Raw genomic sequence first — 17,116 nt, 5'->3', positions numbered from 1 at the left:
CGAAATGTTCGGTTGCGCACAATTCAATTGCGTGCAATGCTTCATTCATGCCCGCAGTCGACCACATGGTGTGCTTCGCCCTGTACTCGGCGAGCCGCGCCACCACCCAGGCGTACCGCCGCGTGCTCGAGCCGTGGGGCCTCACCTACCCGCAGTACCTCGTGCTGGTGACCCTGTGGACCGACGGCCCGCGCACGGTCGGCGAGCTCGGCCACACGCTCGACCTCGACTCCGGCACGCTGTCGCCCCTCCTTCGACGACTCGAGCGTTCCGGCATCGTGAGCCGCACGCGCCGCTCCGATGACGAGCGCGTCGTCGAGGTCTCCCTCACCGAGCTCGGGCTCGATCTGCGCGAACGCATGAACGGGGTCTCGGCGCAGATCGCGACCTGCATGGGCATCGAGATCGACGCCGCCCGCGAACTGCTCGACTCGCTGCACACCCTCACGCGCAGCGTGCAGGCCTCCTCCGAGGCATCCGCCTCCTGAACCGAAAGGACATCCTCATGGACGTCATCTACACCGCAGAAGCACTCGCGACCGGCGAAGGACGCGGCGGCCACGTCGCCACGAAGGACGGGCTGCTCGACACCGACTTGCGCATCCCCAAGGAGATGGGTGGCCCCGGCGGCGGCCTCAACCCCGAGGCCCTGTTCGCCGCCGGCTACGCGGCCTGCTTCCACGGCGCGCTCCAGGCGGTCGCCATTGGCCAGAAGGTCAAGCTCGAAGACACCAGCGTCGGTTCGCGCGTGCACATCGGCCCGAACGGCGAGGGCGGCTTCCAGCTGTCGGTCGAGCTCGAGGTCGTCATCCCGAACCTCCCGCACGACGAGGCGCAGGCGCTCGCCGACGCCGCCCACCAGGTCTGCCCCTACTCGAACGCGACCCGCGGCAACATCGACGTCACGGTCACCGTCTCAGACGACTGATCTCCCTGCTCGCGAAAGGACCGCCGACCCTCGGGACGGCGGTCCTTTCGCGTCCGATCAGAGCCGCTGACCCCCGGAGGCCTCGATCCGCTGCGCGGTGACCCAGCCCAGGCGCGGATCGAGGATGCCGGCCACCGCCGCCCCGACGTCATCCGGTTCGCCGATCCTTCCCATGGCGACGGTGGGGAGGATCATGGCCCGGTAGTCCGCACTGTCGCGGATGCCGCCGCCGGCGAAGTCCGTCGCCGTCGCGCCGGGGGCGAGGACGTTCACGGCGATCCGGCGCGCACCGAGGTCCTTCGCCAGGTACATCGTCCACGTCTCGATCGCGGCCTTCATCGAGGCGTACACCGATTGCCCCGAGGCGACGGCGAAGCGGGTGAGCCCCGTCGAGACGTTCAGGATGCGCCCGCCGTCCGCGATCATCGGGGCGATCTCCTGCGTGAGGAGCACCACACCGGTGAAGTGCACGGCGACGAGCCTGTCGATCTCGGCGCGTTCGATCGCCCCGAAGGGAGTGTCTCCGGCGTAGCCCGCGTTGTTGACCAGGGCGTCGAGGTCTTCGCGCCCCCACGTCGCGCGCAGTGCCTCACTCAGATCGCGCGCGAAGGCCGGGAAGGTCTCCGGGGCGGTCGTGTCCAGCCGCATCGACACAGCGCGTCGTCCGCGGGCCTCGATCTCGGCGACGACGGATGCGGCGGCGGCGGGCTCGCTCCGATAGGTGACGACGAGATCGTCGCCGCCGTCGGCGAGCGCGAGAGCGGACGCGCGGCCGAGACCACGAGAGCCGCCGGTGATGAGGATGATGCGTGGATTCGTCATGGGATCCACTCTCGGCGACCCCGTTCACGGCAGCCAGGGCGCGCTCATCGGAGGATCGGCACTCCCTGGTTGCGACCCGCGCGCGCCCGCAGAATGGACCCATGGACCGCCCGCAGCTCGCCGAGTTCCTCCGCACCCGGCGCGAGGCGTTGCAACCCGAGGACGTCGGTCTCTCGCGAGGACCCCGGCGGCGCACCCCGGGCCTTCGCCGCGAGGAGGTGGCGCAGCTCGCGGGCATGTCGACGGATTATCTGAACCGCCTCGAGCAGCAACGGGGTCCGCAGCCGTCCGTGCAGATGCTGGCCGCCATCGCTCGCGCGCTGCACCTCGACCTCGACGAGCGCGATCATCTCTTCCGCCTCGCCGGACACCCGGCGCCCGACAGGGTCGGTGCGAGCGACCACATCTCCCCCGGTCTCCTCCGCATCGTCGACCGCCTCCACGACACCCCGGCGCAGGTGATCACCGAGCTCGGCGAGGTGCTGCTCCAGACCGAACCGGCCCGAGCCCTCCTCGGCGAGCTGACCGGCAGAGAAGGGATGTCGCGCTCCACCGTGCACCGCTGGTTCACGGAACCGGAGTCGCGTCGGATCTACCCCGCCGACGACCACGAGATGCGGGGCCGCATCTTCACCGCGGAGCTGCGCACGGCCTACGCCCGCCTCGGGCGCGACTCCGCGGCCGGAGCGATCGTTGCAGACCTGCTGCGCGTCAGTCCGGAGTTCGCGACCGTGTGGGCCGCCCATGACGTCGCGGACAAGCATCCGCGTTCCAAGCGGTTCGCCCACGACGGCGTCGGCGAAGTGACGCTCGAGTGTCAGACGCTGCTGGACACCGACACGAATCAACGTCTGCTGGTGTTCACCGCCCGCCCCGGCACGGAGGACGCGGAGAAGCTCGCGCTGCTCCGTGTGCTCGGCACGCAACGGATGTCGGTCTGAGAGGGGTCAGGTGGTGAGCGCGGCGATGCCGGCGATCACCGACGCGAGCGCGATGACGAGAGCCAGCGCGATGAGCACCGCGTGCACGATGAGGAAGGTGGTCGGCTTGCCCGCGGCATCGCGCGCACGGGTGTCTTTGGCGACGCGCATGTAGAACCGCGGCCAGACGATCACGTTGAAGGCGGCGTTGACGAACAGCAGGACGACGAGCAGAGTTTCCACGCCCCGAGCCTAAGCGTCGTTCCCGCGAGGGTCGTGGACGTCGGAGATGGCGTCGACGTAGGACGATGAGCGCGGATGCGTCCTACGCCCGCGCCGTGTCCTACGCCCGTGACGGATGCTGCACAACCGGAGCCTCAGCGGGCGCAGCCGATGCAGGTGGCTGCCGTCGGACGCGCCTCCAGCCGCCCCGGGGCGATCGGGCCGCCGCACACGACGCACGTACCGTACGTGCCGTCGGCGACGCGGGCGAGAGCCGTCGCCGCATCCGCCCGGTCCTGCTCGGCGCCGCGCCGCAGCGCGTCCACGCGACTCCACTCCCCCGACAGCGTCGATCCCTCGGGGTCGTGCTCGTCGTCCGCCGTCGCGTCGGCCCGGTCGCGGAGAAGACTGCGCTCGTCGTCGTCGAGGTGGGCGAGACGCTGTTCGGCCTCACGCAGGAGCGTGCTGAGGACGGCGGCGTGATCAATGGTCATGGGCGCTCCAGGCTACGCCCGGACAGACGTGGGTAGGGTGAGGTCGTGACCGATTTCAACACCCGGATCATCGAAGAGTTCCGCGCCAACGGCGGCCATGTCGCCACCGCCGGGTTCGGTGATCGTCTCGTCCTGCTGCACACGACCGGCGCGAAGTCGGGCGCCCCGCGCATCAGCCCGCTCATGGGCATCCCCACCGACGAGGGGTGGCTCGTCGCCGCGTCGAAAGGCGGTGCGCCCGAAGAGCCCGCGTGGGCCCACAACCTCCGCGCGAACCCGTCCATCGAGGTCGAGACCGGCGAGGGCACCGTGGCCGCGAAAGCCGTCGAACTGCGCGGCGCCGAGCGCGATGCCGGCTGGCAGCGCTTTCTCGCGGCGTCTCCCGGCTTCGCCGACTATGAGAAGCGCACCGACCGGCTCATCGCCGTCTTCCACCTCGTCCGCTCCTGACTGTCAATCCCGCGAAAGAGCGCCCGTCGTCCGGGCACGATCGGTTCATACGAACAAGGGAGCCGATCATGGCAACGGATTTCTCGACCGGTGACCGGGTCAGTTGGAACACCCCGCAGGGTCGAACCCGCGGCAGCATCGTCGAGAAGAAGACGAGCGACTTCACCCTCGCCGGGCAGCACTTCACCGCCTCGTCGGACGAACCCGCCTTCGTCGTCGAGTCGGAGAAGAGCGGCAACCGCGCGGCGCACAAGGGTTCGGCTCTGCGCCGACTCAAGGACGCCTGACCGCGGCACGTGACAGCCGCGGGCGGATGCTGCGGGCCTACTCTCGAAGCATGCGTGTGACCGCCTCCTTCCGCTCCGCGCGCCGGACCCCGTTCCTCCAGGTCTCGAAGTCGGCGATCGCGACGATCGCCGCGTGGCTGCTCGCCGGGTGGCTCGTGCCCGGGCCGCTCCCGGTGTTCGCGGCGATCGCTGCGCTGCTCGTCGTGCAGCCCAGCTTGAACCAGTCGCTGACGCGCGCGGTCGAACGCAGCGTGGGGGTCATCGCCGGGGTGATCGTCGCCTCCGCGCTCGGGATCGCGCTCGGCTCGTCGACCTGGGTGATCCTCATCGCGGCGGCGGTGGCGCTCCTCGCCGCCTGGGCGCTGAAGCTGACCCCGGGGGCCGCGAATCAGGTCGCGATCAGCGCGATCCTCGTGCTCGCGCTCGGCACCGCGACGCCGCTCTACGCCGTCGATCGCGTGATCGAGACGCTCATCGGCGCGCTCGTCGGCCTCATCGTGAACGTGGCACTCGTGCCGCCGGTCGCCGTCGCCCCGGCCCGGCAGCGGATCGAGGCGCTCGGCGACGAGCTGTCGGCCGCCCTGGATCGCCTCGCCGATGCGCTCGCGACTCCCCAGACGCCCGCCTCCCTCGAGGAGCTCCTGCTCGAGGCGCGCCTGATGCGCCCCATGCGCGACGCGGCGGAAACGGCCCTGTCCGACGCACGGGACTCGCTCGCCCTCAATCCGCGCGGCCGCCGTCACCGCGACGATCTCGCCCGTCTCGAGCGGTTGCTCGACGTCTTCACCCCGATCCTCACCCAGGTGATCGGCATGACCAGGGCCGCCTACGACCGCTACGACCCGTCGATCGTCGACGAGCCGTCGGTACGGGCGATCGCCGAGCAGCTGCGCCGCGCCTCGCACGACGTGCATCTCGCGGTGCTGCGGCACCGGGCCCCCGACGCGGCCTCGGCGTCGCGCGCGAGCGACGGCGCAGCATCCGCGCCGCTCGAACCTCCCGCGCTCACGCGACCGCTCGACATCGGCAAACCGTCGGAGGGCCACTGGGTGCTCGTCGGCTCGCTGCTGGTCGACCTGCACCGCATCCACGAAGCTCTCGGAGAGACGGCGAACACATGACCGACCGCACGCTCGCGATGTTCCCCCTGGGCATGGTGCTCTTCCCCCACACGCCGCTCGCCGCCCGCATCTTCGAGGAGCGATACCTCAAGATGCTCGGGATGCTGCTGGACGAACAGCCCGCGGAGTTCGGCGTGGTGCTGATCGAACGAGGGCACGAGGTCGGGGGCGGAGAGAAGCGGTTCGCACGGGGCGCCGTCGCTCGACTCGAGCGGGTGCTGCCCCAGGAGGGCGTCATCTCGGTGCTCGCGCGCGGAGGGGCGCGCTTCGAGGTGGAGGAGTGGCTCGACGATGCGCCCTACCCGCGCGCACGGGTGCGGATGCTGGCCGATCTGGAGTGGAACGACGCTCTTACACCCCTCTCGTCGGAGGCCGAGAGAATCGTTCGGCGCGTGCTCGCGCGCGCCGGCGAGTACGGCGACACCCGATGGGAACCGAACATCGAGCTCGCCGAGGAGCCCCTCGCACGGGCGTGGCAGATCGCCGCGATCGCGCCGCTCGGGCCGATCGACCAGCTCGCGCTGCTCGGTGCGACGAGCATGGGCGGCCTCCTCCGCGAGGTCATCGACCTGACCCTCGCCGCCGAAGAGCTCCTCGCCGTGCGCGGTGTCGACGAGGAGCCCTTCGAGTAGACGGGGTCAGTTCAGGGCGCGGATGCTGGAGGGGATGACGCCGTTCGCGTAGAGGTCTTTCGCGACGTCCTGGAAAGCGGTGAGAGCGACGCGCTGCGTCGTGGGTCCGTAGGAGATGCGCGCCACACCGAGCGCTTCGTACTCCGCGGCGGTCAGGGCCCCGGGGATGCCGATGACACTCACGCGACGGTCACCGATGCCCTCGACGAGCTGCCGGGTGGTGTCGGCGTCGAGGAGACCGGGCACGAAGACCGAGGTCGCACCGGCCTCGAGGAACGCCCGGCCGCGCTCGATGGCGTCGGCGATGGATTCGGAGGCGGGGCGGTCGCCGCCGCGCATGAACGCGTCGGTGCGAGCGTTGAGCACGAACGGCACACCCTCCGCCTCCCCGGCCGCAATAGCAGCCTCGACCACGGCCACCGACTCGGCGAGCGGCTTCAGACGGTCTTCGATGTTCGCACCGACCGCTCCGGCGCCGATGGCCTTCCGTACGGTCTCCCCCGCGTCGCCGTAGCCCGCGTCGAGGTCGGCGGTGACGGGCAGATCGACCGCCTCGGCGATGCGGCGCACCATGTCGAGCATCACGTCGAGCGGGATGTTCTCGCCGTCCTCGTAGCCGAAGGTGGCGGCGATGGAGTGTCCTGCCGTGGCGATGGCCTTGGTCTCGGGGAGGGCGGCGATCGCCTTCGTCGAGACGACGTCCCACACGTTGACGACGCGGAGGATCTCGGGGGCGGTGTGCAGCTGCGCGAAGCTCTGGGCTTTTTCGATCTGGGTGCTCATGCTCCACACGTTACGGGCCGACCGGCCACGCAGTCCCGGCCTTGCGACCGCCCCGGGTCTGCACTAGCCGGCTCTCAGGCGGCGAGCGCCTCGGCGATCGGCGTATCCCCGCCCCCGAAGCGGATAAAACGGCCCACGGTGCGGTCGTCCTCGAGCGACGCCGCGATCACGGCCGCGACGTCGGCGCGCGACACCTCGCCCTTGCCCTCGGGGTCGAGCGTGATCTCGCCGGTCGGTTCGCCGAGCGTCAGGGTGCCGGGACCGAGGATCGTCCAATCCAGCGCTGTCGCGCGCAGGTGGTCGTCCGCGGCGAGCTTCGCGTCGGCGTAGGCGAAGAACGAGTCGTCGGGCGAGATGCCGTGGTCGGGTGTCGAGCCGATCCACGACACCATCACGAACCGGCGCACACCGGCTGCGGCGGCAGCATCCATCGTGCGGATCGCGGCATCGCGGTCGACCGCGTAGGTGCGCTCGGCGCTCCCGCCTCCGGCGCCCGCCGACCAGACCACGGCGTCGTATCCGGCGACGGCGTCTCTCAGGGCGGCCTCGTCGGCAGACTCCACGTCGAGAACGAGCGGCGTGGCACCGGCGGCGGTCACGTCGCCCGTGTGCTCGGGGTTGCGGATGACCGATGTGACGTCATCGCCGCGTGCGGCAAGAAGCGGTGCGAGCAGGAGGGCGACCTTGCCGTGACCGCCGAGAACGAGAACCTTCATGAATCAGTGCCTTCCGATGTGTTCGATGGACATGCTGAGGACGACCCGGTCGGCACTGTCGGGCGGCGGCTGCTGGTCGGCGTTGCCGTAGCGCTGACCGAGCCGCACGTAGAACGCGCCCTCGGGGTCGGGTGTCGCCTCGACGAGACGCCCGCGCACCTCGATGTAGCGGTAGGGATTCTCGGGGTCGAAGACCATCAGGCTCATCGACGGGTTCGCCTCGAGGTTGCGGAACTTCTGTCGCTTGGTCGTGTGGGTGAACAGCAGGTGCTCACCGTCGTATTCGAACCACATCGGGTTCACCTGGACCGAGCCGTCGGGTCGTACCGTGCCCAGTGCGCCGTAATTCGGTTCGTCGAGCAGATCGCGCAGGTCGTCGGGGATCATGCGCACTCCTTCCGTCGGGTTCCCACGCTACGCGCCGATCCCGACCTGCCCGGCGGGGCTTGACGCCGGAGAGTCGCCCGCGAGCTCGTTCGTGATCCGGGCGGCGACCGAGCGCCCGGCCCGGTTGGCACCGACCGTCGACGCCGAGGGGCCGTATCCGACGAAGAACAGGCGCGGCTCGTCGAGCGATCTGGAGTCGTCCACCCGGAAGCCGCCCTCCGGGGTGCGGAGCCTCAGCGGCGCCAGGTGCTCCAGGGCAGGACGGAACCCCGTCGCCCACAGGATCACGTCGACCGCGAGGAGCGACCCGTCGGGCATGCGCACGCCGTCCTCCTCGATACCGGTCATCATCGGCAGCCGCTCGAGCACGCCCCGCTCGCGCGCCGCGCGCGCCCACGGCGTCCAGTGCATACCGGTGACGGAGATGACGCTGCCGGGCGGCAAGCCACGGCGCACGCGGTCTTCGACACCGGCGATGGCAGCGAGCCGGGCGGGCACATCGAAGTCGGACTCGATCCAGTCGGGCTCGCGGCGCGTCATCCAGAAGACGGTGGCGACGTGCGAGATCTCCTCCAGCAGCTGCACACCCGACACCCCTGCCCCGACCACCAGCACCCGGCGACCCGCGAGCTCCTCGGCCGAGACGTAGTCGGCCGTGTGAAGCTGGCGTCCGCGGAACCGCTCCTGACCGGGGTAACGCGGCCAGAACGGACGCGTCCATGTCCCTGTGGCCGAGACCACGAACCGCGCGTCCCATTCGCCGGCGTCGGTCTCGACGCGCAGCCCATCGGCCTCGCGACGCACCGCCTTCACGGCGACCGGCCGACGCACCCGGAGGTCGAACTCGCGCTCGTAGTCCGCGAAGTACGCGGGCAGCACGTCGCGCGCCCGCGCCGTCGGGTCGGCGGCCGGCACATCGAAGCCCGGCAGCTCGTGGATGCCGTTCACCGTCGCCATGCGCAACGAGGCCCACCGATGCTGCCACGCGCCGCCGGGGGCGGAGTTGGCATCGAGCACCACGAACGATCGATCGGATGCGTGCGCCTCGTCATCGGGGATGAAGCCGCGGCGACGCAGGTGGTAGGCCGTGGAGAGCCCCGCCTGACCCGCGCCGATGACGACGACGTCGACCCGGCGCGTGGTGGTGCTCACGGCCTCCAGAACCATGCGTCGTGCGCCGGTATTCCGCGCGGCGCGGGTCTGGTCAGAGGATCTCGCCGTCGACGTACACCCATCGCCCGCCTCGGCGCGCGAAGCGGCTGCGCTCGTGCAGGCCGCCGCGAGCTCCCGCTTCGCTCCAGTGGGCGCAGAACTCCACCGCCCCCTCGAGGTCGGCCGGTCCGCCGTCCTCGGTGACGAGCACCTCGAGGCCGATCCATACCGTGGCGGGGTCCGGGTCGACGTCGGCCGGGCGGGTGCGCGGATGCCACGTGCGCCGCAGATGCTCCGCGTCACCGACGACGAACGCCGTGTATCGCGAGCGCATAAGCCTCTCCGCGGTGGGCGCGGGTTCACCGGCGAGGATCGGTCCGCAGCATCCGTCGTACCGCCCGGCTCCGCACGGGCACGGGTCGCCCGCCGCGAACCGGGGGAATCCCCCTCGCGAGGACGCGGCTCCGAAAGACACGCTCGTCACTGTACCGCCGCGCCCGCAAGGGCGTCCGAGGTGTCGACGATCTTCCGTAGCATGGGCGGACCACCGAACAGGAGCAGCCATGACCGACGGCACCCGCCCGAACGAGAACGAGCGAACCGCCGCGTCGCCTCCCGTGCCGCCGTACGCCGCAGGACCGCAGTCCGCGCCGCCGCCCCCACCGCCGCAGGCTGCTCCGTCGCCGTACGCCGCTCCCCTCCCGCCCTACGCTGCGCAGGCTGCATCCGGCGCTCCCGGAGCCTACGGCGCACCGCGCCAGGACTACCCGGGCGCCCCGCCCACGTGGGGTCCGCCGACGGGGGGACCCGCCCCCGGCGCACCGTGGAATCCCGGTCCACCGCAGGGCGGCTCGTCGGTGCTCGCGGTGCTCGCGCTCGTCGCATCGATTCTCGGCGCGCTGATCTCCTTCATCCCGTTCTTCGGGTCGGTGCTCGCCTGGGCTCTCTTCGCGACGGCGATCGTCCTCGCCATCATCGCCCTGGTGAAGAAGACCCCCGGCAAGGGGATGTCGATCGCCGCGCTCATCATCACGGGTGCGGGTTTCCTGCTGTCGATCGTCTGGGCCGTGATCCTGTTCGCCTTCGGCGTCTTCGGTTCGGCCCTCTCCCCGGGATCGAGTTCGGGGTCGGAATCCTCCCCCGCGCCTGACGACGAGTACTACTCCTATCCGATGCTCGGCACCCCCGACTTCGGCGCCGACGGCAACACCGTCTCCGCCCCGCTCGTGCCGGGCTCGACCATCACGATCACCGACGACAACGTGTCGGAGGACGTGTGGCAGCTGACCGTCCTCCCCTTCGAGGATCTGACGGCGGCCGCTGCGGCGACCGGCGATATCGAGCCCGCGTTCGGCGCTTACGTCGGCGTTCCCGTGCAACTGACGAACGTGACGGACGAGACGATCGACCTGACCGTCGACTACGCCTACCTGCCGTACACCCGCTTCCTCACCGCCGACGGTGGCGAGGCGGAACTGACGTTCCTCTCCGACATCGAGTCCTATCCCAGCGCATGGGACGTCGAGGTGATCGAGCCGGGCGAGACGGTCACGTTCTACGAGGTCTTCGACCTCGCACCCGATGCCGTCGCCTCCGGCTACTACGTCCTCGACCTCGACTCTGGGCAGACCGTGTTCTGGGGAGCGGCCACGCTCTGACGCGCGGCGCGCTGGCCGTCGGCGCCGCTCGTCAGTCGACGGCGCCGCGAGCGTTGTAGACGGTGGCGTCCGACGCGCCGTAGGCCCGGAAGACCTCGATCGCCTCGGCGTTGCGCACCCCGACCCGCACGCGGATCCCGCGCGCCTCGAACTGCTCCGCCCAGTCGGAGACCATCGGTCCCTCGTCGAACCCGCTCAGCTCCTCGAGCTCCGGACCGTCGCCCGCGATCACGAGCGAACGCACGCCGCTCCACATGGTCGAGCCGTAGCACATGACGCACGGACGCCAGTTGACGACGAGCTCGAGGTCGGCGCCGTCGGCACCCAGGTCCCACCGGCCGAGGGCGGTCTGGGCGAGCCCGAGGGCGGTGACCTCCGCGTGCTGCGAGCTGAGGCCCGAGCTGAGCACGACGTTGACGCCCGCCGACACGAGTCGACCGGTGGCGGCCTCCACGACGATCGCCGCGAACGGTCCGCCGTTGCCCTCGCGCCAGTTGCGGTCGGCGAGCGCGTTCACGAGGTCCATCCGCTCCTCCGCCGTCTCGAGCGCGTCGGGGAGCTGGTCGAGCTCGCCGCGCAGCCATTCGGGAAGGGAGACGGAGAAGCCGGTCGCAAGTGTCATGCCCACATCCTCGCCCATCCGTGTGAACCGCTTGTTACAGCGTCGCTGTGGAGAACCCGGGCGAGGTCTGCGCCCACCTCGTACCCTGATCGGGTGAACGCTCGCCACGTCTCCTCCGCCGCCCTCGTCATGATGGTTCTTCTGATGGGCGGATGCTCCGTCACCCCCGAACCGCAAGAGACCGCGCCGGCGTTCGCCACCGAAGAAGAGGCCTTCGCCGCCGCGGAGCAGACCTATCGTGCCTACGTCGACGCGCTCAACCAGGTGGATCTGAGCGACCCCGAGACCTTCGAGCCCGTCTTCGCCCTCACCACCGGCGAGGCGAACGCCAGCGCACGCCAGACCCTCTCAGAGCGACATGCAAACGGTTGGGTTGTGACGGGATCGAGCCAAATCACGGTGGCCGAGCCGCTTCCCTCTTCGAGTGACACTGAGAATGTGGTCCTGGCGGTATGTCTGGATGTCTCCGAGGTCGCGCTAACCGACTCGACCGGACTATCGGTTGTAAGCCCCGATAGGCCAGACACGCAAACGATGGCGGTCACGGTGACGCGCGCAGACGACTCGCACAAATGGCTGATTGAGCAATTCGCGGGTAGAGACTCGGGACCGGAATGCGCGAGCTGACCGGATCTGTCATCGCTGCGGCGCTGCTCATCGCCGGTCTTTCGATCGGACCAGCCGGAGTTTCAAGCGCGACGAGCTCACGGTGCGACTGGTCAGGATGGCAAGGATCATGCTCTGCCTCGACCGACGGCTCACAGGTCACCGTCGGGGGCACGGTCGGCTCCGGCGGCTCGAACGCCTCCACCGACGGCACTGCGCCTCCGAGCACCGGCGTCTCCCCCGATCCCGGTTCGCAAGCGCCGGCACCGGAGAACTGCGGACCGGCCGACGTCTTGTGCCGGGGCGGCGGATTCGGTGTGGTGTCGCTGCCCGACGTGACCGCTTCCGATCTGGCCTCGTTCGCGCCGGCCAGGCCGACGTTCGAGGCTGAGCCGGGCGGTGTCGGCATCGTCGGCATGCCGACCAACTTCGTCGCCTCCGCGTCGACGCAGACCCTCGCCGGCACGCTCTTCGACAGGCCCGTCACCGTGCGCTTCAGCCCAGCCGCCTACGTCTTCTCCTACGGCGACGGCTCGTCGGCACGATTCACGTCGGGCGGCGCCGCATGGACCGCCCTGAGGCAACCGCAGTTCACGGCCACTCCGACCAGCCACGCCTACGGTTCGCGCGGCGTCTACGCCGCGTCCGTATCCGTCGAGTACGTCGCCGCCGTCGACTTCGGCACCGGCTGGCGACCGGTGATCGGGGTCGTCACCGCGACCGGCGGCGGGCAGAGCGTCGAGATCTTCGAGGCGCGCACCGCACTGGTCGACAAGACCTGCTTCGAGAACCCGTCCGGCCCCGGCTGCTGACCGGTCCGCCGTCGCATCCGCAAGTCGGAGCGGATCGCTGCGTCCGTCTCCGGCGTAGGACATGGCGCAGGCGTAGGACGAATCGCCGCGAATCGTCCTACGCCGGCGCCATCTCCTGCGCCCAGACCCTGCCGAAGTACGACGCCGAGCGGCGCCACTCGCTCACGACCCCCCGTGGCTACGCTGACGATATGTCCTCCCGACCAGAGAAGTTGCTCCTGCTCGACTCGGCTTCGCTGTACTTCCGTGCGTTCTACGGCGTGCCCGACACCGTCAAGGCGCCCGACGGCACCTCGGTCAACGCGGTGCGCGGGTTCCTCGACATCATCGCGAAGCTCGTCACGACATACGAACCGACCCGCATCGTCGCCTGCTGGGACGACGACTGGCGCCCGCAGTGGCGGGTCGACCTGATCCCGAGCTACAAGACCCACCGTGTCGCCGAGCCGGTCGAGGACGCGCCCGATGTCGAGGTCGTGCCCGACCCGCTCGAGCTGCAGGTGCCGATCATCCGCGAGACCCTCGATGCCCTCGGCATCGCGATCGTGGGTGCGGCCGAGCACGAAGCCGACGACGTCATCGGCACGCTGGCTACGACCGCCGACGTCCCCGTCGACATCGTCACGGGAGACCGAGACCTGTTCCAGCTCGTCGACGACGACCGCGACGTCCGTGTCGTCTACACCGCTCGCGGCATGAGCAACCTCGAGGTCGTCACCGACGACGTCGTGTTCGCCAAGTACGGGGTGCACGCCCGGCAGTACGCCGACTTCGCCTCGATGAGGGGCGACTCCTCCGACGGGCTTCCCGGCGTGAAGGGCATCGGCGACAAGTCGGCCGCCTCGCTCCTGGCCGCGCACGGCGACCTCGACGGCATCGTCGCGGCGGCACGTGCCGGCGGAGGCATGCCCGCCGGGCAGCAGGCGAAGATCCTGGCCGCGCTCGACTACATCGCCGTCGCACCGACGGTGGTCGAGGTCGTGCGCGACCTGCCGCTCACCGAGGTCCCGACGGCCATCGTGCCGCTCGATGCCGAAAAGCAGGATGCCGCGGACGCACTCGCCGAGCGGTGGAACCTCACCGGCCCGATCGGTCGGGCGATCGCCGCGCTCGCCCGCTGACGAGCTTGCGCGCAGCATCCGACTACTCCCCCGGGAGTACACCGCCCCGGTCCGTGAGGCCGACGCCCGGCCTGCCGGCGCGGCGTAGCATCGAGCGCATGCCGAGCACCACCTGGGACGACGGCGCACCCCGCTTCCGCCCGCCGCCCGGGGTCACCCTGTACGTCCCCGTCGTCATCGCTTTCGTGCTGCAGGTGCCCGGAACGATCGTGGTCACGGTCGCCGCGCGCTCGTGGGGCCCGACAGCAGCGTTGACGATCGCACTCGCGACCGCTTCCGCCCTCGCCCTGCTGGGCGCCCGCCGGTTCCCCGGACCGACGGTCGTCGCCGTCACCGCCCTGACCGTCGCCGGGCTCTTCCTCCGCCCCGATGCGGGGCCTCCGATGTTCGCCCTCGCCTTCGCGATCATCGGCGCCGTCGTGCGCGGCGCCCGCTTCTGGGCCCTCGGCGCGGTCGGTGTCGGCTGGGTGGCCGCCATCGCGATCGCGAGCCTCCTCGCCGACACGTCGTGGCACCCGTTCCGCGTCGCGCTCGTGACGGTCGGGCTCGGCGTGTGCTTCGCCATCGGCGAGGGGATCCGCGCCCGCCGTGCGGCCGTCGACGAGCGCCGCGCGCAGCTGAGCGAGCGCCGCCGCACCGCCGAACAGGACGAACGCACGCGCATCGCCCGCGAACTGCACGACGTGCTTGCGCACTCGCTGAGCCAGATCTCGGTGCAGTCCGGCGTCGGGCTGCACCTCTTCGACCGCGACCCCGAACGCGCCCGCGAGGCGCTCACGAGCATCCGCGCCCTCAGCGCCACGGGTCTCGACGAGGTGCGCGGCGTGCTGTCGTTCCTCCGCGGCGACGAGCGGTATCCCACGACGGCGCCGTTGACGCCGCAGCCGCAGCTCGCCGATCTGTCGCTGCTCGCCCGCGACCGGTCAGGGCTCGGACTCGAGGTCAGGCTCGACGACGAACTGCGCGGAGACACCCCGCCGAGCGTCGTGCAGACGACGGCCTATCGCATCGTTCAGGAAGCGCTCACGAACGTCGTGCGCCACTCGGGAGCGACCACCGCGACGGTGACGCTCGCTCGCGACGCCGACGATCTCGTCGCCACGGTCGGCGACGACGGCACCGGCATGGTCCCCGACCACGTCGCAGGAGGCGGTATCCGCGGCATGCGCGAACGGGCGGAGCTCGCCGGCGGCACGCTCGTGATCTCCTCCGACTCGCGACACGGCACCGTGATCGCCGCCCGCCTCCCCTGGCGCGGCGCCCCATGATCCGCGTCGCCCTCGCCGACGACCACCAGCTCGTCCGCGCGGGGTTTCGAGCGCTGCTCGACTCCGAGCCCGACATCGACGTCGTCGTCGAGGCGTCGGGCGGCGAAGAACTCCTCCGGATGCTGCGCACGACGCCGGTCGACGTCGTGCTGATCGACATCCGCATGCCGGACGGGGACGGGCTGTGGACGACCGAGCAGATCGCGGTCGACCCCGCACTCGAGCACGTGCGCGTCGTGATCGTCACGACCTTCGAACTCGACGAGTACGTGGGCCGGGCGATCCGGGCCGGCGCGAGCGGCTTCCTCGTCAAAGACACCGAGCCCGCCGACCTGATCCGCGCCGTGCGGGTCGCCGTCGCCGGGGACGCGCTGCTCTCGCCGGGCGTGACACGGCGGTTGCTCGAGCGTGCCGCCGGCGGACTGCGCGCGAGCCCCGACCCCGTGCTGCTGGCCGCGCTCACCGACCGTGAGCGCGAGGTGCTGCGGCTGGTCGCCCAGGGTCTCACGAACGACGAGATCGCCGAACGGCTCGTCCTGTCGCCGTTGACGGCGAAGACGCACGTCTCGCGCATCCTGCAGAAGTCGCACTCACGCGACCGTGCTCAGCTGGTCGTGCTGGCGTACGAGTCCGGGCTCGTCGCGCCCGGGTGGCAGTAGAGGCCGACCGACGCTACTCCGCCGGATGCACGCGAAGTGCCTCCCCCGTGCGGATTCGCGACGACGGCGATGGGAGTGGACTCGACGCATCCGGTCGCGATCATCCGCGGCCCGACGGAGAGGAACTCCATGTCCGTACCCCTGGTGGCCGCGGCGGCCACTCACCTGTCCGCCCATCATCCCGGAGGGTGGGGCGGCGGCCCCGGCTTCGGCTGGTGGTTCTTGCTGATCCCCCTGTTCTGGATCGTGCTGATCGGCGTGCTCTTCGCCGTCTTCGGCCGTCGCTGGCGACGCGCCGCCGCAGCCAACGGCTATGGACCCGGCGGTCGGCGCAGTCCGGCGCAACAGGCGGAGGCCACCCTCGCCGAGCGGTTCGCGAAGGGCGACATCGACGAGACCGAGTATCGCGCGCGGCTCGAGGTGCTGCGCACCAACGCCCAGCCCGGCTGAAAGGTCGGCGATCAGCGCCGGCGGTCGAGCCACTCCCGCAGGCGGTCGAGCGGCCAGGTGGTGACGACCCGATCGGCGGGCACGCCCGCCCGCTCCGCACGCGCGGCGCCGTAGTCGATGAGCGAGAGCTGGCCCGGTGCGTGCGCGTCGGAGTCGATCGAGAACAGGCAGCCCGCCTCGAGGGCGATCGCGATCAGCTCGTCGGGAGGATCCTGACGCTCGGGACGCGAGTTGATCTCCACCGCCACACCGTGCTCCGCCGCCGCCGCGAAGACGGCGTGCGGGTCGAACGTCGAGGGGGGTCGCGTTCCGCGCGCCCCCTCGACGAGGCGACCTGTGACGTGACCGAGCACGTCGACCCTCGGGTTCGAGACAGCGCCGATCAACCGACGCGTCATCGGCGCGCTCTCCATTCGCAGTTGGGAATGGGCGGATGCGACGACCACGTCCAGGGCGTCGAGCAGGTCGTCTTCCTGATCGAGCGCGCCGTCGTCGAGGATGTCGACCTCGATGCCGGTGAGAAGAGTGAAGCCGTCGCCGCGGAATCCTTCGACGATCCCCATCTGGTCGCGGAGCCTCTCGGGCGACAGACCGTTCGCGACGCGTAGGCGCGGGGAGTGGTCGGTCAAGGCCAGGTACTCGTGCCCGAGGCGGCGTCCCGCGTCGACCATGAGCTCGATCGGCGTCAGACCGTCCGACCACTCGCTGTGGCTGTGGAGGTCGCCCCGGAGCAGCCCCCGCAGTTCGGAGCCGGCCGCGACGCCGGTCTTCTCCCTCAGGTCCGCCAGATAGTCGGGTACGCGCCCGTCGAGCGCCTGGGTGATCACGGCGAAGGTGGAGTCGCCGATGCCCTTGCGGCGGCGCAGACCCGGCTCGCGCCGGGCCGCGTCGTCGAGATCGGCGATGGCCTCCGCCGCCGTGCGGAACGCCTTCGACTTGTAGCGCGAGGAGCGCTCCCGTTCGAGCAGGTACGCGATCTCGTTCAGTGCGTCGAGCGGATCCACGT

Annotated in this window: 24 protein-coding genes; 14 read left to right on the top strand and 10 right to left on the bottom strand. The window is 70.7% G+C overall.

Annotated elements, in window-relative coordinates; translation table 11 throughout:
* Positions 1-47: 47 nt before the first annotated feature.
* Both FVP77_RS04700 and FVP77_RS04695 read left to right on the top strand, forming a co-directional pair.
* Positions 48-488 (top strand): MarR family winged helix-turn-helix transcriptional regulator, encoded by a 441-nt coding sequence (locus tag FVP77_RS04700; protein ID WP_246133972.1) that lies wholly within the window; start codon positions 48-50, stop codon positions 486-488.
* Positions 489-505: 17 nt separating this feature from the next.
* Positions 506-928 carry an organic hydroperoxide resistance protein gene (locus FVP77_RS04695; RefSeq protein WP_147893468.1) on the top strand — a complete coding sequence of 141 codons (423 nt, stop codon included), beginning with the start codon at positions 506-508 and terminating at the stop codon, positions 926-928.
* 57 nt (positions 929-985) lie between these two features.
* Here the strand turns inward: FVP77_RS04695 and FVP77_RS04690 are convergent, their stop codons facing one another.
* Positions 986-1,750 (bottom strand): SDR family NAD(P)-dependent oxidoreductase, encoded by a 765-nt coding sequence (locus FVP77_RS04690; protein WP_147893467.1) that lies wholly within the window; start codon positions 1,748-1,750, stop codon positions 986-988.
* Positions 1,751-1,851: 101 nt separating this feature from the next.
* Between FVP77_RS04690 and FVP77_RS04685 the strand changes: the two genes are divergently transcribed.
* Positions 1,852-2,691, top strand: coding sequence for a helix-turn-helix transcriptional regulator (locus tag FVP77_RS04685; RefSeq protein ID WP_147893466.1), 840 nt, complete (start codon positions 1,852-1,854; stop codon positions 2,689-2,691).
* Positions 2,692-2,697: 6 nt separating this feature from the next.
* On the opposite strand, the gene FVP77_RS04680 is transcribed toward FVP77_RS04685, so the two are convergent.
* Together FVP77_RS04680 and FVP77_RS04675 are read right to left on the bottom strand one after the other, a co-directional pair.
* Positions 2,698-2,913, bottom strand: a complete 216-nt coding sequence (locus FVP77_RS04680) for an SCO4848 family membrane protein (RefSeq protein WP_147893465.1) — start codon at positions 2,911-2,913, stop codon at positions 2,698-2,700.
* Between the two features lie 134 nt (positions 2,914-3,047).
* The gene (locus FVP77_RS04675) at positions 3,048-3,386 is read right to left on the bottom strand and encodes a TraR/DksA family transcriptional regulator (RefSeq protein ID WP_147893464.1); all 339 of its coding nucleotides are present in this window, start codon (positions 3,384-3,386) and stop codon (positions 3,048-3,050) included.
* Positions 3,387-3,431: 45 nt separating this feature from the next.
* Here FVP77_RS04675 and FVP77_RS04670 point away from each other — a divergent pair, with 45 nt between their 5' ends.
* From FVP77_RS04670 to FVP77_RS04655, 4 genes are all read left to right on the top strand, one after another.
* Positions 3,432-3,836 (top strand): nitroreductase/quinone reductase family protein, encoded by a 405-nt coding sequence (locus FVP77_RS04670; RefSeq protein ID WP_147893463.1) that lies wholly within the window; start codon positions 3,432-3,434, stop codon positions 3,834-3,836.
* Between the two features lie 68 nt (positions 3,837-3,904).
* Positions 3,905-4,123, top strand: coding sequence for a hypervirulence associated TUDOR domain-containing protein (locus tag FVP77_RS04665; protein ID WP_147893462.1), 219 nt, complete (start codon positions 3,905-3,907; stop codon positions 4,121-4,123).
* A gap of 50 nt (positions 4,124-4,173) precedes the next feature.
* Complete coding sequence (locus FVP77_RS04660) at positions 4,174-5,244, top strand: FUSC family protein (protein ID WP_147893461.1); 1,071 nt, start codon at positions 4,174-4,176, stop codon at positions 5,242-5,244.
* Positions 5,241-5,876, top strand: coding sequence for an LON peptidase substrate-binding domain-containing protein (locus FVP77_RS04655; RefSeq protein WP_147893460.1), 636 nt, complete (start codon positions 5,241-5,243; stop codon positions 5,874-5,876). The genes FVP77_RS04660 and FVP77_RS04655 overlap by 4 nt, the downstream gene beginning before the upstream one ends.
* A 6-nt stretch (positions 5,877-5,882) precedes the next feature.
* Here FVP77_RS04655 and FVP77_RS04650 read toward each other — a convergent pair whose 3' ends face one another.
* The 5 genes from FVP77_RS04650 to FVP77_RS17230 all read right to left on the bottom strand — a co-directional run bounded on the left by FVP77_RS04650 (position 5,883) and on the right by FVP77_RS17230 (position 9,248).
* A complete protein-coding gene (locus FVP77_RS04650) occupies positions 5,883-6,659 on the bottom strand; it encodes an isocitrate lyase/PEP mutase family protein (protein WP_147893459.1) in 777 nt (258 codons plus the stop codon).
* Positions 6,660-6,733: 74 nt separating this feature from the next.
* Entirely contained in the window at positions 6,734-7,375 is a 642-nt protein-coding gene (locus tag FVP77_RS04645) for an SDR family oxidoreductase (protein WP_147893458.1), read from the bottom strand.
* A gap of 3 nt (positions 7,376-7,378) precedes the next feature.
* Positions 7,379-7,762 carry a PPOX class F420-dependent oxidoreductase gene (locus FVP77_RS04640; protein WP_147893457.1) on the bottom strand — a complete coding sequence of 128 codons (384 nt, stop codon included), beginning with the start codon at positions 7,760-7,762 and terminating at the stop codon, positions 7,379-7,381.
* Between the two features lie 27 nt (positions 7,763-7,789).
* Positions 7,790-8,929 (bottom strand): NAD(P)-binding domain-containing protein, encoded by a 1,140-nt coding sequence (locus FVP77_RS04635; RefSeq protein ID WP_147893456.1) that lies wholly within the window; start codon positions 8,927-8,929, stop codon positions 7,790-7,792.
* Between the two features lie 37 nt (positions 8,930-8,966).
* Positions 8,967-9,248 carry a YchJ family protein gene (locus FVP77_RS17230; protein WP_425463121.1) on the bottom strand — a complete coding sequence of 94 codons (282 nt, stop codon included), beginning with the start codon at positions 9,246-9,248 and terminating at the stop codon, positions 8,967-8,969.
* Positions 9,249-9,477: 229 nt separating this feature from the next.
* Here FVP77_RS17230 and FVP77_RS04625 point away from each other — a divergent pair, with 229 nt between their 5' ends.
* Positions 9,478-10,572 (top strand): DUF4190 domain-containing protein, encoded by a 1,095-nt coding sequence (locus tag FVP77_RS04625; RefSeq protein WP_147893454.1) that lies wholly within the window; start codon positions 9,478-9,480, stop codon positions 10,570-10,572.
* Positions 10,573-10,603: 31 nt separating this feature from the next.
* On the opposite strand, the gene FVP77_RS04620 is transcribed toward FVP77_RS04625, so the two are convergent.
* Positions 10,604-11,194 carry a nucleoside deaminase gene (locus FVP77_RS04620; protein ID WP_147893453.1) on the bottom strand — a complete coding sequence of 197 codons (591 nt, stop codon included), beginning with the start codon at positions 11,192-11,194 and terminating at the stop codon, positions 10,604-10,606.
* A gap of 93 nt (positions 11,195-11,287) precedes the next feature.
* On the opposite strand from FVP77_RS04620, the gene FVP77_RS04615 reads away from it, so the two are divergent.
* The 6 genes from FVP77_RS04615 to FVP77_RS04590 all read left to right on the top strand — a co-directional run bounded on the left by FVP77_RS04615 (position 11,288) and on the right by FVP77_RS04590 (position 16,110).
* On the top strand, positions 11,288-11,821 hold the full coding sequence (locus tag FVP77_RS04615) for a hypothetical protein (RefSeq protein WP_147893452.1): 534 nt from the start codon (positions 11,288-11,290) through the stop codon (positions 11,819-11,821).
* A 314-nt stretch (positions 11,822-12,135) separates the two neighbouring features.
* Complete coding sequence (locus FVP77_RS04610) at positions 12,136-12,612, top strand: hypothetical protein (RefSeq protein ID WP_147893451.1); 477 nt, start codon at positions 12,136-12,138, stop codon at positions 12,610-12,612.
* A gap of 191 nt (positions 12,613-12,803) precedes the next feature.
* Complete coding sequence (locus FVP77_RS04605; RefSeq protein WP_147893450.1) at positions 12,804-13,733, top strand: 5'-3' exonuclease; 930 nt, start codon at positions 12,804-12,806, stop codon at positions 13,731-13,733.
* Positions 13,734-13,831: 98 nt separating this feature from the next.
* A complete protein-coding gene (locus FVP77_RS04600) occupies positions 13,832-15,001 on the top strand; it encodes a sensor histidine kinase (protein WP_147893449.1) in 1,170 nt (389 codons plus the stop codon).
* Positions 14,998-15,660: a response regulator gene (locus FVP77_RS04595; protein WP_147893448.1), complete on the top strand. Its 663-nt coding sequence runs from the start codon at positions 14,998-15,000 to the stop codon at positions 15,658-15,660. Before FVP77_RS04600 ends, FVP77_RS04595 begins: the two co-directional genes overlap by 4 nt.
* Before the next feature lie 129 nt (positions 15,661-15,789).
* A complete protein-coding gene (locus FVP77_RS04590; protein WP_147893447.1) occupies positions 15,790-16,110 on the top strand; it encodes an SHOCT domain-containing protein in 321 nt (106 codons plus the stop codon).
* Between the two features lie 11 nt (positions 16,111-16,121).
* Here FVP77_RS04590 and FVP77_RS04585 read toward each other — a convergent pair whose 3' ends face one another.
* The gene (locus FVP77_RS04585) at positions 16,122-17,114 is read right to left on the bottom strand and encodes a PHP domain-containing protein (RefSeq protein ID WP_187266816.1); all 993 of its coding nucleotides are present in this window, start codon (positions 17,112-17,114) and stop codon (positions 16,122-16,124) included.
* Between the last annotated feature and the right edge of the window lie 2 nt (positions 17,115-17,116).

This window comes from Microbacterium hatanonis, from assembly GCF_008017415.1.
GTDB lineage: Bacteria > Actinomycetota > Actinomycetes > Actinomycetales > Microbacteriaceae > Microbacterium > Microbacterium hatanonis.
The sequence above is the reverse complement of the archived record's forward strand: the minus strand, read 5'-3'. Positions and strand labels throughout refer to the sequence as shown.

Bases quoted from the DNA above. Each gene is read 5' to 3' on its own strand.
- FVP77_RS04700 (WP_246133972.1), top strand. From the start codon at position 48: ATGCCCGCAGTCGACCACATGGTGTGCTTCGCCCTGTACTCGGCGAGC.
- FVP77_RS04695 (WP_147893468.1), top strand. From the start codon at position 506: ATGGACGTCATCTACACCGCAGAAGCACTCGCGACCGGCGAAGGACGC.
- FVP77_RS04690 (WP_147893467.1), bottom strand. From the start codon at position 1,750: ATGACGAATCCACGCATCATCCTCATCACCGGCGGCTCTCGTGGTCTC.
- FVP77_RS04685 (WP_147893466.1), top strand. From the start codon at position 1,852: ATGGACCGCCCGCAGCTCGCCGAGTTCCTCCGCACCCGGCGCGAGGCG.
- FVP77_RS04675 (WP_147893464.1), bottom strand. From the start codon at position 3,386: ATGACCATTGATCACGCCGCCGTCCTCAGCACGCTCCTGCGTGAGGCC.
- FVP77_RS04665 (WP_147893462.1), top strand. From the start codon at position 3,905: ATGGCAACGGATTTCTCGACCGGTGACCGGGTCAGTTGGAACACCCCG.
- FVP77_RS04660 (WP_147893461.1), top strand. From the start codon at position 4,174: ATGCGTGTGACCGCCTCCTTCCGCTCCGCGCGCCGGACCCCGTTCCTC.
- FVP77_RS04655 (WP_147893460.1), top strand. From the start codon at position 5,241: ATGACCGACCGCACGCTCGCGATGTTCCCCCTGGGCATGGTGCTCTTC.
- FVP77_RS04650 (WP_147893459.1), bottom strand. From the start codon at position 6,659: ATGAGCACCCAGATCGAAAAAGCCCAGAGCTTCGCGCAGCTGCACACC.
- FVP77_RS04645 (WP_147893458.1), bottom strand. From the start codon at position 7,375: ATGAAGGTTCTCGTTCTCGGCGGTCACGGCAAGGTCGCCCTCCTGCTC.
- FVP77_RS04640 (WP_147893457.1), bottom strand. From the start codon at position 7,762: ATGATCCCCGACGACCTGCGCGATCTGCTCGACGAACCGAATTACGGC.
- FVP77_RS04635 (WP_147893456.1), bottom strand. From the start codon at position 8,929: ATGGTTCTGGAGGCCGTGAGCACCACCACGCGCCGGGTCGACGTCGTC.
- FVP77_RS17230 (WP_425463121.1), bottom strand. From the start codon at position 9,248: ATGCGCTCGCGATACACGGCGTTCGTCGTCGGTGACGCGGAGCATCTG.
- FVP77_RS04625 (WP_147893454.1), top strand. From the start codon at position 9,478: ATGACCGACGGCACCCGCCCGAACGAGAACGAGCGAACCGCCGCGTCG.
- FVP77_RS04620 (WP_147893453.1), bottom strand. From the start codon at position 11,194: ATGACACTTGCGACCGGCTTCTCCGTCTCCCTTCCCGAATGGCTGCGC.
- FVP77_RS04605 (WP_147893450.1), top strand. From the start codon at position 12,804: ATGTCCTCCCGACCAGAGAAGTTGCTCCTGCTCGACTCGGCTTCGCTG.
- FVP77_RS04600 (WP_147893449.1), top strand. From the start codon at position 13,832: ATGCCGAGCACCACCTGGGACGACGGCGCACCCCGCTTCCGCCCGCCG.
- FVP77_RS04595 (WP_147893448.1), top strand. From the start codon at position 14,998: ATGATCCGCGTCGCCCTCGCCGACGACCACCAGCTCGTCCGCGCGGGG.
- FVP77_RS04590 (WP_147893447.1), top strand. From the start codon at position 15,790: ATGTCCGTACCCCTGGTGGCCGCGGCGGCCACTCACCTGTCCGCCCAT.